Annotated in this window: 22 protein-coding genes; 5 read left to right on the forward strand and 17 right to left on the reverse strand. The window is 42.4% G+C overall.

Translation table 11 applies throughout. The annotated features are described in order from the left end of the window. Both KUH03_RS32605 and KUH03_RS32610 read left to right on the forward strand, forming a co-directional pair. Positions 1–453 (forward strand): ATP-binding cassette domain-containing protein, encoded by a 453-nt coding sequence (locus KUH03_RS32605; RefSeq protein ID WP_257088484.1) that lies wholly within the window; start codon positions 1–3, stop codon positions 451–453. Further along, positions 402–698 carry a hypothetical protein gene (locus tag KUH03_RS32610; RefSeq protein WP_257088485.1) on the forward strand — a complete coding sequence of 99 codons (297 nt, stop codon included), beginning with the start codon at positions 402–404 and terminating at the stop codon, positions 696–698. The genes KUH03_RS32605 and KUH03_RS32610 overlap by 52 nt, the downstream gene beginning before the upstream one ends. Before the next feature lie 159 nt (positions 699–857). On the opposite strand, the gene KUH03_RS32615 is transcribed toward KUH03_RS32610, so the two are convergent. From KUH03_RS32615 to KUH03_RS32630, 4 genes are all read right to left on the reverse strand, one after another. After that, complete coding sequence (locus tag KUH03_RS32615) at positions 858–1,832, reverse strand: hypothetical protein (RefSeq protein WP_257088486.1); 975 nt, start codon at positions 1,830–1,832, stop codon at positions 858–860. Positions 1,833–1,838: 6 nt separating this feature from the next. Beyond that, entirely contained in the window at positions 1,839–1,970 is a 132-nt protein-coding gene (locus KUH03_RS32620; RefSeq protein ID WP_257088487.1) for a hypothetical protein, read from the reverse strand. Between the two features lie 14 nt (positions 1,971–1,984). Beyond that, positions 1,985–2,482 carry a hypothetical protein gene (locus tag KUH03_RS32625; protein WP_257088488.1) on the reverse strand — a complete coding sequence of 166 codons (498 nt, stop codon included), beginning with the start codon at positions 2,480–2,482 and terminating at the stop codon, positions 1,985–1,987. Positions 2,483–2,622: 140 nt separating this feature from the next. Further along, positions 2,623–2,796, reverse strand: a complete 174-nt coding sequence (locus tag KUH03_RS32630) for a hypothetical protein (protein ID WP_257088489.1) — start codon at positions 2,794–2,796, stop codon at positions 2,623–2,625. Between the two features lie 195 nt (positions 2,797–2,991). On the opposite strand from KUH03_RS32630, the gene KUH03_RS32635 reads away from it, so the two are divergent. Further along, a complete protein-coding gene (locus KUH03_RS32635) occupies positions 2,992–3,132 on the forward strand; it encodes a hypothetical protein (protein WP_257088490.1) in 141 nt (46 codons plus the stop codon). 191 nt (positions 3,133–3,323) lie between these two features. Here the strand turns inward: KUH03_RS32635 and KUH03_RS32640 are convergent, their stop codons facing one another. Next, a complete protein-coding gene (locus KUH03_RS32640; RefSeq protein ID WP_257088491.1) occupies positions 3,324–3,791 on the reverse strand; it encodes a PA2169 family four-helix-bundle protein in 468 nt (155 codons plus the stop codon). 334 nt (positions 3,792–4,125) lie between these two features. Here KUH03_RS32640 and KUH03_RS32645 point away from each other — a divergent pair, with 334 nt between their 5' ends. Then, positions 4,126–4,305 carry a hypothetical protein gene (locus tag KUH03_RS32645; protein WP_257088492.1) on the forward strand — a complete coding sequence of 60 codons (180 nt, stop codon included), beginning with the start codon at positions 4,126–4,128 and terminating at the stop codon, positions 4,303–4,305. Between the two features lie 212 nt (positions 4,306–4,517). After that, positions 4,518–5,033 (forward strand): hypothetical protein, encoded by a 516-nt coding sequence (locus KUH03_RS32650; protein ID WP_257088493.1) that lies wholly within the window; start codon positions 4,518–4,520, stop codon positions 5,031–5,033. 202 nt (positions 5,034–5,235) lie between these two features. Here KUH03_RS32650 and KUH03_RS32655 read toward each other — a convergent pair whose 3' ends face one another. The 12 genes from KUH03_RS32655 to KUH03_RS32710 all read right to left on the reverse strand — a co-directional run bounded on the left by KUH03_RS32655 (position 5,236) and on the right by KUH03_RS32710 (position 13,368). After that, positions 5,236–5,610 (reverse strand): TlpA disulfide reductase family protein, encoded by a 375-nt coding sequence (locus KUH03_RS32655; protein WP_257088494.1) that lies wholly within the window; start codon positions 5,608–5,610, stop codon positions 5,236–5,238. A gap of 17 nt (positions 5,611–5,627) precedes the next feature. Continuing rightward, complete coding sequence (locus KUH03_RS32660) at positions 5,628–6,665, reverse strand: lipopolysaccharide assembly protein LapB (RefSeq protein ID WP_257088495.1); 1,038 nt, start codon at positions 6,663–6,665, stop codon at positions 5,628–5,630. Positions 6,666–6,676: 11 nt separating this feature from the next. Then, positions 6,677–6,991 carry a hypothetical protein gene (locus tag KUH03_RS32665; protein ID WP_257088496.1) on the reverse strand — a complete coding sequence of 105 codons (315 nt, stop codon included), beginning with the start codon at positions 6,989–6,991 and terminating at the stop codon, positions 6,677–6,679. Continuing rightward, entirely contained in the window at positions 6,966–7,124 is a 159-nt protein-coding gene (locus KUH03_RS32670; RefSeq protein ID WP_257088497.1) for a hypothetical protein, read from the reverse strand. Before KUH03_RS32670 ends, KUH03_RS32665 begins: the two co-directional genes overlap by 26 nt. Positions 7,125–7,177: 53 nt before the next feature. Beyond that, positions 7,178–8,077 (reverse strand): RagB/SusD family nutrient uptake outer membrane protein, encoded by a 900-nt coding sequence (locus KUH03_RS32675; RefSeq protein WP_257088498.1) that lies wholly within the window; start codon positions 8,075–8,077, stop codon positions 7,178–7,180. A 12-nt stretch (positions 8,078–8,089) separates the two neighbouring features. Continuing rightward, entirely contained in the window at positions 8,090–9,691 is a 1,602-nt protein-coding gene (locus KUH03_RS32680) for a hypothetical protein (RefSeq protein ID WP_373564529.1), read from the reverse strand. Between the two features lie 151 nt (positions 9,692–9,842). Next, positions 9,843–10,706, reverse strand: a complete 864-nt coding sequence (locus KUH03_RS32685; protein ID WP_257088499.1) for a hypothetical protein — start codon at positions 10,704–10,706, stop codon at positions 9,843–9,845. After that, on the reverse strand, positions 10,694–11,218 hold the full coding sequence (locus KUH03_RS32690) for a carboxypeptidase-like regulatory domain-containing protein (protein WP_257088500.1): 525 nt from the start codon (positions 11,216–11,218) through the stop codon (positions 10,694–10,696). Before KUH03_RS32690 ends, KUH03_RS32685 begins: the two co-directional genes overlap by 13 nt. A 61-nt stretch (positions 11,219–11,279) precedes the next feature. After that, positions 11,280–11,540 (reverse strand): hypothetical protein, encoded by a 261-nt coding sequence (locus tag KUH03_RS32695; RefSeq protein ID WP_257088501.1) that lies wholly within the window; start codon positions 11,538–11,540, stop codon positions 11,280–11,282. A gap of 62 nt (positions 11,541–11,602) precedes the next feature. Continuing rightward, positions 11,603–11,980, reverse strand: a complete 378-nt coding sequence (locus tag KUH03_RS32700) for a FecR family protein (RefSeq protein WP_257088502.1) — start codon at positions 11,978–11,980, stop codon at positions 11,603–11,605. Next, a complete protein-coding gene (locus tag KUH03_RS32705; RefSeq protein ID WP_257088503.1) occupies positions 11,965–12,654 on the reverse strand; it encodes a FecR family protein in 690 nt (229 codons plus the stop codon). The genes KUH03_RS32700 and KUH03_RS32705 overlap by 16 nt, the downstream gene beginning before the upstream one ends. A 24-nt stretch (positions 12,655–12,678) precedes the next feature. After that, complete coding sequence (locus KUH03_RS32710) at positions 12,679–13,368, reverse strand: sigma-70 family RNA polymerase sigma factor (protein WP_257088504.1); 690 nt, start codon at positions 13,366–13,368, stop codon at positions 12,679–12,681. Positions 13,369–13,412: the final 44 nt, after the last annotated feature.

Consider the following 13,412-nt stretch of genomic DNA (forward strand, 5'->3'; position numbering starts at 1 on the left):
ATGATGTTAGAAGCAGTTGAATTGACGAAACACTATGGCAGCCATATCGTGCTGGATCACCTCAATTTGCAGGTGGAACCGGGCGAGGTATTCTGCCTGATGGGGCAGAATGGTGCTGGAAAAACGACAACCCTCAATTTATTCCTTGGTTTTATTGCCGCTAGCTCCGGTCAGGCCTGGGTGGACGGAAAGCTGGTATCTCCTGGGCAACAGGCATCGAATATTGCCTATATACCCGAAGTGGTGATGCTCTACCCGTATTTGAGCAGCCTGGAAAACCTGGATTTTTTTAGCCGGCTCGCGGGATACAGGTATCCGAAAGATAAACTCTGTAATTACCTGAGTCAGGTGGGACTGCAGCCCGAAGCTTTTGAAAAAGAGTGGGACAGCAGAGCAAAGGTATGCGACAAAAGATCGGGATTGCAATTGCCATGGCTAAAAATGCGAAAGTGATATTGATGGATGAACCTACCAGCGGGCTGGACCCACAGGCGATGTATGAGTTTAATGAAAATGTGCGCGCAATGAGGGCGGCTGGAAAGGCAATCTTAATGGCTACGCACGATATTTATAGTGCTGTCCACAGCGGTACACGTATCGGCATCATGAAACAGGGAACTCTGGTGAATACGCTTCGTGCAGATGAGATTTCGGCCAACGAGCTTGAAAAGATCTATTTAACGATCATGCGAAGCTGATCGTTATATCTGGCTACTCTAACTTCTTGTCATACAGCTTGCGGTATAAACCTTCCTGCCCTGAAAATGGTTGTTCAATTACCTTAGGCATTAGTTTATTGTATTTCTTATAGGCTAGGCGTTGATTGCCTAGCCTATTTTAATTTTAGCGCGCTTGAACTATTTATTTTTAACACAACGGATTCTAACAGCTTCACTAGGAGCTGATGCGCTCGGCCTAAATGTCAGCGGCTTGATCTCATAACTACCTAAAGTAGTCCGTTTGTCGTCGCTATAGGGCTGCTCAAAGGCTAGGTATTTTTTCCCCGCAAGCAGATAGGCACTTTGGGTAGTTGGCGCAAAACGATACATCCCAGCAGAGATAAAGTAGAAAGACCGGAAATATAAATACTTATCCATTTCGGGTTTTTCAGGCTGATAGTCAACGCCAAAAAACAAGCCTGTCTTCAGATAACTATTATTTCCTGTATCATATTTTGCATGATATATTTTAGTATTACTGGACATTAAAGCAACGATTTCGGCACTGGTCGGAAGTCGCCATGCATTTAATGGTTTTACCGATGCACAGGGATCCTGACCTGTTACGGCAAGTGGCTCTTGTGCATAGGATCCGTTTACACGATACATGCGCATACCTTTGACGCTGTCGTCAAAATCCGTATACCAAAAAGCCTCCGTCTGATCGGTCGGTGATGGCGACCAAGTATAGTAAATGCTCTCATCGCTGGGCGGGGCAAATTGATAGATTCCGTCTCTGTAAATTAGATCGCCTATACTCCAATTCGTGCCTGCCACTGGTATAACGGGATCAGCTGGCGCCTTGAGATTAATCTCCAAAGTGTACTTTACTCCAGGTCGTAGATTCCAGCCTTCTTGTATCACATCAGGCGTACTACCGTTGACGGATACATCACGTAGTTTTATGATACCATTTGCAGTTGCTGGAGTTACGATAAAAGTCGAATCCGAAGAAATTACTTGACCACTTTTGTTTTGGAACACAAGCGGTACGGATTCTACTGCTCCACGATAAGAGATGGCTCGATCTGCAAGTGAGATATCGATGGATTTTTTCGGATGTGAGGGGATATTGCGCCTCTCCAATACGAATTTCGCCGACTGCCGAAGCATCTAACTTCAAGGTAACTTGTGTAAAAGATGCGCTAATTGGGCAGCGAGCTCATTCTGGCCATCTTTTACCTCGAAAGAAACCTGATCCATCATCAGGTCCTCATCTGCGCTCAATTGTTCAAATTTTGCGGTATTCAATTTAGTTCCTGAATTTAGGAAGGGCAAGGGGCATTTGTGCCAGAAGCATAGACGACGAAAGTATATTTGCCATTATTTATTGTAAAATCCTGAACGCTGCTACCTTGTTTAAATGATTTTGTCTCTTTGTATTCACCTGAGGCATCGAAAATCGCTACGTAATATGATGTACCTTCTTTTAGCGCATGCTGTTCACTTGTTCCGGGCACTCTTGCGCTGTTATGGGAAGCTTTGGGATAGGAGGCTTGTGGTCCTACTTCTCTTAGCGTAGCGACTAGTGTGTATTGGTCATTATAAGCGATTTCTTTTGACTGCGACACGTCGGCTGTACGTCGTCCCGTTACAGCGATTTTGCTCTTGTCATCCGGCAAGGAAAATGTCTGCCCGATTTTTAACCGTACAGTGGAACCATTTATGCTGTTGGTATCTGAGTGCTCTTTACTACAGGCATTGATAAGTATAACCAGAACAAATAAAAGGCTACTATAGCTATACCTCATCTTACTTTTCATATTTTTACTTTTCTTAAAAAAATCTTAAATTCTGTTATTTTTTATCCGGGCTAAACGAATTGCAGCCGTCTCCAAGACAGCTGCACTGTTTCATTAAATGGAGCATTTTGGTATTGGATAGACTAAATTCCCTAAAAGTGCTACCAGTCCAATTCTTTTGTCTGCGTTTCGGTTCCCCAGGATTCTGTGAGTGCTGGCTGTACTGAACCTGTCGAAATACTGTACTCTAATGCAAGCTGTTGAACCTGGATAACTGGTGCTTCATAAACAGGTGTATTACAGCCAATGACCAAGTTGTTTTCGTTCTTTTTCATTTTGGATTTATTAAATTTATATTAAATTATTTTTAATTTTATTGTAATTTTAATATTAATTAGATTAATAAAAACAAATTTAAAGGAAATCTTGAATGGGTTTTCTCTATTTATGTTTAAACATATTTGTTGTAGCGATACAGCTACAAACAGGCGTGCTCTTTCGTAGAAAATAGCATAGAGCTTATCACTTCCATGTGGATAGCGGACTGTTTTGCGCAGTCGGGTACTCTGTTGGTGCAGGAGTTGGAAGGTCGTATCAGTAAACAGCTACAGGAGCTGACTCAGATGAATAAACAGGAACCACAACAGGAGACCAGGCATAAAAAGCCGTAACACGATATTATCTACGAAGTTGTTGTGGGCTGTTGGTTTTGTCTAGGTACTGTTTCTCGTTTGGAGATGGAGTAGACTTCGTTTGTAGGTATAGCAGATTTTGCAGGAGGCGCGCGCGCCTAGGGCACACAAACTAAAAACAACTACCGTTGCGATTTAGGCTTCGGTAGTTGTTTTTTTAAACTTTAAGCTTAGATTGCTTTACTGTCGCGCATCATTTTGATAATATTATGTGCTTCAAGTTGTTTACTAAGCTGGGTGTTGATCATACTATGCACATGTTGTGAAAGTTCATTCGATCCTTCAGCTAGTACTGTTTGATAAGTCGATTTGAAGGCATCTTCTCCTTGTTCACAGGTTTCCAGCAAACTTCTTTCGTCATCACCAGTGATATTTACTTTTATGCCCATCCAAACCCTGAATAGCTTACCACTGAGCATCGTACTGTCTGTCGGTTCTTTGCCTTCCAGTTCCACATATGGTGTCAGTTCGGCAATAAATTCATTTGATTGTTCAATGCAGTTCTGAAATGTCGGCAACAATTTATCTAAACCATGGTTGGTGGCCAGATCAATGGCTTTTCGATAGCCTTCAATACGATCGTTATTAATTTTGATAATGTCATTGATGATTTCGGGATTATTGATGTTGTTTTCCATAATACTGTTATTTGTTATCATTTTTATCTATTCAAAAAACAGCCTGTAACCAACTATCGTTTGAAAAATCCAAGATTTAGGTATTTAATTCAGGCCCCGTATTTATTACCTTTTTATTGTCGGGGAATAAATGCAGCTTAAACCCAGATCTTTACTTTCAGCATGTAGAGTTTTCTAACGATTTGCTCTTTCTCCTTGTTCCCAAAAAACGCGAATCTTAAAGGAAAGACGACGAATGTTAAATGGCTACCCATTTCAGGGATGAATATTTTTATATTTAAAAAATTCATTATTTATTTCTTTTATGAAAAAACACCTCTTACTCGTACTAGTTATGCTAGTCAATACACTAGCGATGGCGCAAAATGCTGCAGCTGAGAAACATTTGCACAAAGCATTTGAAGCGATAAAAAACCGCGATGCTAAGGCTTTCAAAACATTGTGGCCCGATCAAAAACATTTTCCGAAATCATTATCAGCAGTGGGGATTTTGATGCCCGTACGTCCGACCTAGCCGAGGTGTACAACGAAAGCAGATATTATAAAATGATGGGAAAAATATTGGAAGATTTTTGTGAGGTTAAAAACGGGGAAATCAATTGGCAAGATTTGTACATCCAAGAAATCAAATCGAATAACAATAATGCCGAAAATTATGAGGGTATTAAGGAATACAGCGGTTTTATCTGGGTCAAAAGCAACAGGAACAAAGAGGAGAATTATGTGTTGCGCTATGTTGATTTAATTCAATTCAAAGAGCAATGGTATGGCGGTTTGTTTAAAGATCTAAAAGCCTTCGATGGTAATTTTGAAGATTTTGTTGCCGCAGAAGAACCTGGCGAACCTATTGCTGCTGAAGCTGCTGAAGCGGCGACTGCTGCCTCAGAAGCGGTAGAAGCAGCGGTTGATAGCGCCGCAGCTATAGTTGAATTACCATTGCTGGAGCAAACTACCTTTTCAACCACCATTAATGGCAGAAAGATGATTCTTAATTGGAAAGTAAATGGGTGGAAAGAAGATCCTTCGTACGATCAAACCACTTATCAATATCAAAACAAAGAGGAGCAATCTTTTGCTGAAATCGTCGCATTGGAAAATGGATATGTGCTATTTATTGAAGAAGATCGCAAAAACTTTTTCCGAATTAAAAATACATATGGAAGCTTAAGCGGATTTTGGTTTTCTACACAAGTAGGAAAAGAAATTCCAGTAACCTTTGCCAGTACCGAAGCGAAGAAATAGATATAAAGTGAAAACATTTGATGTTACCCCAGGTTTGCAAAGTAGCCCAACTTAGCAAGTGGGGAAACAAACATCGAAAACAGCTCCATGAGCATGAAGGGAGCGAATAAATAAAAATAGGAGCTGTGTATGTCTGCCTCTGGATAGAGGCAGACAGCTTATTAGCCTTTATAAGGTTTTTTAGCAGCTTCTATCAATTCTTTCATTTCGAGTTTGATATAGTCCACGTTGGGCGTTGATCCAGTAAGAAAGTATCGGATATTTCCTTCCTTATCAATAATAAATTTAGCCGGGATACCATTGACACCATATTCGGCAGCCATGACTTTTCCTGTCTGCGGATCTTTTTATCGTCGTACAGCACCTCAAATGGATAGTTGTTTTTTGTGATAAAGGATACCACATTTTCTTTGTAATTCTTATCCCGCTCCCACGTATTCATAAATAAAAATTGTACTTCTTTATCGTTTGCGTAAGATTCTTGCGCAGCCTTCATTCCCAGGAAAGATCGTACACAGGGCTGACACCAGGTTGCCCAGAAATCCAGAACTACAACTTTTCCTTTTAAACTGGCCAAGGATACCTTTTCACCCTTTAGATTGAGCAGTTCGAAATTGGGGCCGGTTTAAAGGTGGCCATCTCTTTGATATGGTTGCGGATGTTTTGTGTTAACTCCGTTCTCAGGGAAGCATTGAACTGCTCATAACCTTGGGCTGATCCGTTCAATTCAGTATATAATCTTTTAAGATCATCTTCAACGGCAAACTGTCCTTTGGCATATAACTTTGTTAATATATGATACGCCTCAAGCTTTCTCCCTGTCCCCATCAGCGATTTATAATAAACCATCGCCAAACCATCCGCCTGCTCCGGCGCTGCTTTCAGCGCATTTTCGATATATTCGACAGCCTCAGTGAATTTCTTTTGTGCAACAAGAATATTCACATAAGCCGACATCGAACTGGCATAGCCCATTGCCGCAAAGCGGGCTTTATTGTCCTTTTGTTCTTCGGGCAGCGTGAGGTAATAATAACTATCATCCATAGCGGTCTTCAAAAGTGGCGCTGCAGTAGTCGTATCGCCTGCCTTCAGGAGGATCTGACCAACTGGAATATAACCATTTCCACGCCAGAATCTTTCTTTCATTTCGCCCAGATAATGAACAGCCTTTTGGGCATTTCCATCATTGGCAAAATTCTGCGCCAAATTGGCCAAAACGTAATCATAGGTCAGTGGTTCTTCACTAAAATTTTTAACAGGCCATTTTTTGATCAGTTCAGTATACGCTTTCTCTTTCGCCGTCGACGTGCTTGCATTGTAGAAAACATCCGTAATAAAGGCATCCCGTGTTATTGCGCCCTTTGGGTATTTTTTCTTGGCAATATTTTCAACCGTAGCCATTTCGTTTTCTTTGTCCAGCGAACGGAGGATATTGATGGTCGTACGATAGTCCGCTTCCGTCTTGTAATCTTTGACTTCTGCGAGTAATGTTTTGGCCAACGAATCTTTCTGTACCAATGTGCCTTTCTCAATAATGGGAAGGTATTGTTCGTATCTATTCCCTGTTTGTTGTTGCGCATAGCCTACTGTCGTTGCGAGCAGGAGTGCGAGTGTTAAAGCTTTTACTTTCATGTTTTTCTGTCTTATTTTTCAACATTCTGTTTAATTGACCCGTTGCCCGGATTCTCCGTTGCTCCTAATGGAAAGGGCATAATCCATAGGTGTGATGTTGGGCTCAGTTGGACCACCTTGCCATCGATCGTTTTGCTCAGTGTTGTCGCAAAGGCACTTTCTTTATTGAGGCGTTTGTAATCGGCAAATGGAATAATGGAGTGAATCAGTTCATTCTGTTTGAGCCGCTGAATTTTTTTAATGGCATCCGTGGCATTTTGTGCCGTCAGGTCCGTATAGTTTGCGGCAAGGATCCTTGTCTTACGGACTTTGTTGACGAAATCCATGGCCTTTGGATATTTCCTGACGCGCCTGACATTCTGCGGCAATCAGATAGACTTCGACCGTAGTCAGGCCCTGTGTGTTATAGAACCCGGTCATCGTGCTGGTATAATAGGTGTTGGGCACCACTGTACGCAACTTCCAGCGTGAAGCGAATTTACTGTCTCCTTTTTCAAATCCAGCGGCACGTTCTACCTGCAGGATAATTCGGAGGCGGTATAGTTTGGTGATTGGCCATGTCTGAAATAATAATTCTCGACATAGGCAAAATCCATGGGAGTCTTCTTCAATGCATAGTTTGCAGGCTCTTCGATCTGCGATTTATTGGCATTATAGTAAGCTGTCCAGTCATATAGTTTGTCATTGTATTCCAGTGCTTTTTCGCTATTTTCCAACGCATCCTGATAGTTGTCCATTTGTAGGTAGATACGTGACAGTAATGCGTAGGCCGCCCCTTTGCCCGGATGCAGGATCGTTTGCCCCTGGTTAGGTAGCTTAGGAAGGGCGCTTTTGATATCATTGATCATGTAGTCGTAGATTTCAGCGATAGTGACCTGCTTTGATGGGGCGCCTATGTCCGCACTTTCAATCAAAGGGACCGATAGCAATTGGCCCGCCGTCTTGCTGTCATAATCCGCGGCATAATAATTTGCTAATGTATAATAGCTGATGGCCCGGAGTACGCTGGCCGTAGCCATCAGTTCATCTCGCTGTTGGGCTGTGGCTTCAGTCATCGTCGGCCCGTGCTCTAAGATGAGATTGCAGACAGATATGCTCGAATAGGCATAATAATAGGTGCTTTCATCGGAATTGTTGTAGATCTTCCGATCCTCTTGTTCTTTCCAGTTATAGTTGATGTCCCACAATTTATAATAATTGAGGTTGGCCGGAGACACAAAACGATCGTTGGGCAAAATAATAGCCTGTGGGATAGGGACCTGGTGAACAGTTGCTTCATCGCGCAACAGTGCTTCAAAATCCGCATAGGTTTGCGGGATTTTCTTGCCTTTGGGCAATATGTCCAAATATTTATTGCAAGAAGCGAAAAACAGAACGGGTATGATCGCAAGGAGGTATATTATCTTTTTCATAAGAATTTTAAATTAGAAGGTTAGGTAAGCGCCAAAAACATAATTCGGTGTACGATAGCCGCCCAGCATATATTTTGCGTTGCTGGATTTGGTAAACATGGCTACATTTTCAGCGTTGAACTGTAACCTTGCCTGTGCCAGGTGCATCTTTTTTATCCAGTCAGCCGGAAGCCGGTAGGCGAGACTAATATTTCGGATCTGTACATTACGGGCGTCCAGGACATTGAGGTCCGCATATTGGTACACGGTGCCACTTGCTGAGTTGTAAAGAGTTGTTTCTTCTGGAAATACCAAACGTGGAATATTGGTCTTCAGTTCGTCACCTTCCTGTTGCCAACGGTTGCGAATATCTTTATTCATCGGTGCAAGGGTCGTAAATGTCAGATAATTGCCGATACCCATATATGGTAGATCTGCGTTTCTGATTTTATGGCCACCCTCGTAAGTGATCATCATTGAAAAATCAAAGTTTTTGTAGGAAAGGCTATTTGTCCAGGAAAGCGTATGTGTAGGTACCTTCGTACCTGCATAGACAATCGATTCCAGCGTCGTCGGCGTTTGTGTGGTTTTGTTTCCATTTTCGTCGTACACCTGCGGTATTCCCTGCTGATCGAGCCCGGCCCATTTGTAGGCATAAATTGCCTCGTATGGGTTTCCTATACGGGGATAGGCGTCGGGGTAATCCAATTGTAGGATATAAAATGGCGCTTTGACATTGACATAAGTAACTTTGTTCTTGTTATAAGCATAAAGAAGGCTGCTGTTCCAGCTGAAATCTTTGTTCTGCAAGATGTTGGCATTTAAAGTCAGTTCCAAGCCATGATTGGTCATCTGCCCATTATTGATGGCATAGGTTGAATAGCCAAAACCTTCTGTGGGTACACCCATGGTGGAGGCGAAGAGGTCTTTCCCTTGTTTTCTATAGTAATCCAGGCTTCCCGAAATACGATTTCTGAACAAACCGAAATCCATCCCAACATTGGTAGTGGTTGTTTTTTCCCACGAAAGTGACGGGTTGGGGCGGTCAGAGACCGTACCCTGTGTTCCTCCGACGTGAGAATTCGTATTGTAATACGCTGTCATAAAAGGGGCAACATTTTGCAATATATTGCCGCCGATACCATACGACGTTCTTAGCTTAAGTTGATTTAACCAGTCCAGCTGCATGAAATTTTCCTCACTCAGATTCCATCCGGCACCCACGGACCATATCGGTTTATTCTGATATTTCGAGCTTGTTCCCCATAAGTTTGATCTGTCCCAGCGCAAGCTTCCGGTGAAGAGGTATTTTTTCGAATAGGCATAGCCAACATTCCCATAAAAGGAAACAAAGCGATTGATAGATTCGTATTGACTGGCATTGTCATACTTTTGGCTGAAAGAACCCACGGTACCTATTTTCGGATCGAGCATGGTGTAGGTGAGCGCATCGGGATCAAAATTGTAGAGATTTTGAAGCTGAGAACGCATGCGGTTGTTCTTGATCTCGCTACCCAATATGGCGTTCAGACTGTGTTTTTCGCCAAAGTCCTTATCGATATTGATCTGTTGCCTAAAATTAAATGCATTATTTTTGAGATCCGTTGTTTTATTGATATTGCCATTGGGCATCATCAGTGTCGCTTTTCCATCCGCAATTAACGCGAATTGATTGACTCTCGATCGCGTATAATAGGAGTTTTTCCGTAGAGAAGCTCGAATTTTTTATTGCTGATTTCATACTGAAAAGAGGTGGAATAGCTTAGCCAGTCTGCAATCTTCGCATTCAATTTGATGAAACTTCGGTTGGAGAAGCCACTGGACTGTTCGATATTGTTTTTATCTCGTCCAATGGGGTGATGTCTAAGGTATTAAGGCCATATTGGTTGATGCTCTTGATAGTTGCCTGGCTCATATAATCGGCCATGTAAGCGGTATAATTACGACCATCGCTATTTTTTAATTGATTGTAAGGCAGATAAGAAAATCCGGGTGCTAGCGCATCATAAGTTTGTCTGTCATCATCTGCATAGTTGAGAAATGAACTCATTTCTACTTCTAACCATTTGTTGATCTGGGTGATATTCCGGAGATTGATGCCTAGATTTTGGTTTTTACTGAAACGGTCTTCCAGGAGGTCCTTTTTGTAGGTCGTCGAAAAGTAGAATTTGCTCTTTTCCGTACCATTGGAAAGATTCAGGTTGTACTGCTGTGAAAAAGGACTCCGTTTAGCATAGTTGGCGACATCGTCATAATAACGATAACTCTGTTGGGAGAGACGGTCCAATTCGGCATTCATTTCGGATTCATTGAGCTGACCGGCGTATTTTTTGAGGATCGTGCGAATACCAAGGCTTCTGTAAGACATATCGTCTAAAGTACTTTGCGCCTGCGCTGGCGTCATTGTTTTTAAATTTGGATTTTGCTGAGCCCATTCCCGTTCGATGCCGATCATGTCCGCGGATGATGCCAGACGATCCGTATTAAAATAATAGGGGTTATGTGTCAGCGTTGCTGAAACATTGATTTCAGTCCCTTTATTTTTTCCCTTTTTTGTGACAATAATAACAACCCCATTTGCCGCGCGTGCGCCATAAATGGATGCTGCGGCAGCATCTTTTAAGACGGTAATGGACGCTATATCTTCCAAATTGAGGTCAGGAGATTTTCTACGACGTTGCCATTGAAATCCATGCTTGTATTGTCTACGGGGAAACCATCGATAACATACAGGGGCAAGGTAACTCCTCTCATAGAGGTTGTTCCACGAAGTAGGCCATTGTGGTACCCCGCAATACGGCCTTCCAGCAAGCTTCCTAGGTTGTTGAGCCGCTGCTGCTGCAGGCTATTTTTCGGTAAGCTGGAGAATGCCCCTGTAGCGCGTTCTTTGGCAATGGTCTGATATCCCGTATTGATGGTCACATCAACTTCCGAAAGACTGGTATTGCTTGGCTTGAGTACGATCGTAGCGGATTCTTCACTGACATTAATTTCAAGGGTCTCGTAACCCAAGAATGATACAGCTAGCGTGGCGCTACGCTGCGGTGAAGTCAACTCAAACTGTCCGTTTTGATTAGACGTTGTCGAGATATTCGTGTTTTTAATTTTTACCGTAGCACCACTGAGCGGGATTCCCGCGGCATTTGAAATTTGGCCGTGCAATTTGTACTGTTGGCTTGGCGCCGATGCTGCTGTAGAAATTGATTTTCCGGCAGATGCATTTTTAATAAAATGGTGTTTTTGACAATCTTGTACTGGATGTTGTTGGCCGTAAATGTTGCATCCAGGGCCTCCTTGAGCGAGACATCGTTGAGGCGAAGTTTAACTTTGGAATAGTCAGTTGTGCCTCATCATAGACGAAATGATAGGCCGATTGTTTTTCAATCTGTTTCATGACAGAAAGAGCTGATTCGTTATTGGCCTGGATGTTAATCTGTCCAAAACTGTAGGAACTGCACAGTACCGAAAAGCCATAGAGTAGCATGGCCCTGGCTTTTTGTTAAGCCTGGACGAATAGGTTTGTTTCATAGTAGGTGTGGGGTTAAGTTATCTGTTTATGCTATTGTTTTTGATGGTTAAATACACTTTGTTGTTTTTCATCTGGCCTTGGATGTCAAAATAGGAAAGGATCTGCATGACATCGTCAAGATTTACGTTTCTAGGGATTTCTCCTGTTATCAGGCGGTTTTCGGCAGCTGTCTGGTCAACGACAAAATCAATATTATACCAGCGTTCCAATTCGCGGACAATATTCTTTACCGAGCTCCGTCTGAAGCTGAAAAGTCCATTTTTCCAGGCGATAATACCACTGATATCGCTGTTTGCCTTTTGTAGATTTGTATGTGCTAAAGTTTGTTGTCCTGGCTGTAAGATCAGTGATTGCTGCTCTTTATTTTTGCGGGTCACTTTTACCTTTCCATGCACCAATGTGGTGATTGGTGCGAGGTTGTCTGCATAGCTCTGGATGTTAAATCCGTACCCAGTACCTGAATTTCATCGTTCCCAACGTTAACTTTAAATGGTTTTTTCGGGTTGTGTGCAACTTCAAAATAAGCTTCACCTTTTAACATGACGGATCGTTCATTGGGGCCAAATTTGGCCGGGTAACTGATGGTTGAACCGGCATTGAGCCATATTTTGGTACCATCTTCCAGTTGAACCTGAAATTGTCCACCCCGGGGTGTCTGTAGCGTGATCATCTGATTGCCCGTCGAGGTGCTGAGATCGAGATTGCCTGTATTCAGTTGTACCATGCCATCCCTATTGATCAGTTTGTCTTGTTGACCCAATGCAATTACCGCTCCATTGGGAAGGCGGAGGGTCGCTTGGTCATGCCCCGGTTTTATTGCGGCAAACAGCTCGGTAGCCTGTTGCATTTCTTTTTCGGAAAGCTCCTGCTGCGTATACTTATAAATTCCAAATGCTGAGCTAAGAATGATGAGTGCTGCTGCCGCATATTTCCATACCGAAATACGTTTTTCCTTTTGTGGAAATAAATGCCGATCCATCGCATCAAGTTGCTCCTGAACAAATTGATCGTCCAATGTCTCGGATGAACTATTTGCTTTGTGCAGATAGAAGCTATGGATGATCCGCAATTCTTCGGGGATGCTGTACCCGATTTATATTTCCGGAATATTTCTTTTAGTGTTTCTTTCTCCATTCTTTAGGCAGATAGCCATAAGAAGGCTATCTAATAGTAATGACGGCCAAACAGGTAAAGGGAGTATGAAAAAAATAAAAAAATGATCAGAAAAAAAAGAAAGAACCAAATTTCGTACGCAGGATGCGTAAGGCATTATGTACCTGTTTTTAATTGTTTTCTCGGAAGTAGATAAGAGCGCACTGATTTCTTTATAACTACGGCCTTGCTCGCGATTGAGTTCAAAAACCTCCCTGGTACGGGGCGATAGTTTACTCTTTTCCCGTTCGATCATAGCGGCAAGTTCTTTTTCTAAGAGGAGGTCATCCGTATAGCAGATCCCCTGCTCTACAAAGGATAAGATATCTTCCCGATATTTTTCAACCACTTCCTGATGGCTAAAATAGTCCATTATTTTATTGCGGATGGATTTGATCAAATACGGCTCCAGCGACTGGCTGATTTCAATGGATGCTCTTTTATTCCAGAGAACGAGGAAAATATCCTGAACGATATCCTTGCTAAGTTCGCTGTCTTGGGTCATTCGATAAGCATGGCGAAACAGGAGTTCTTTATAACGATCGAACAATTCCCTGTAGGCTAACTCATCGTTGGCCTTTACAAGTTGGAAGAGCGTATCTTCTTTTAAATTGTGGTAATCGTACTGCACCGGGTTGTTGAGTTGATACTAGTTTGTAGAGCTAATTTAGGACA

The organism is Sphingobacterium sp. E70 (assembly GCF_019285695.1).
Lineage (GTDB): Bacteria > Bacteroidota > Bacteroidia > Sphingobacteriales > Sphingobacteriaceae > Sphingobacterium > Sphingobacterium detergens.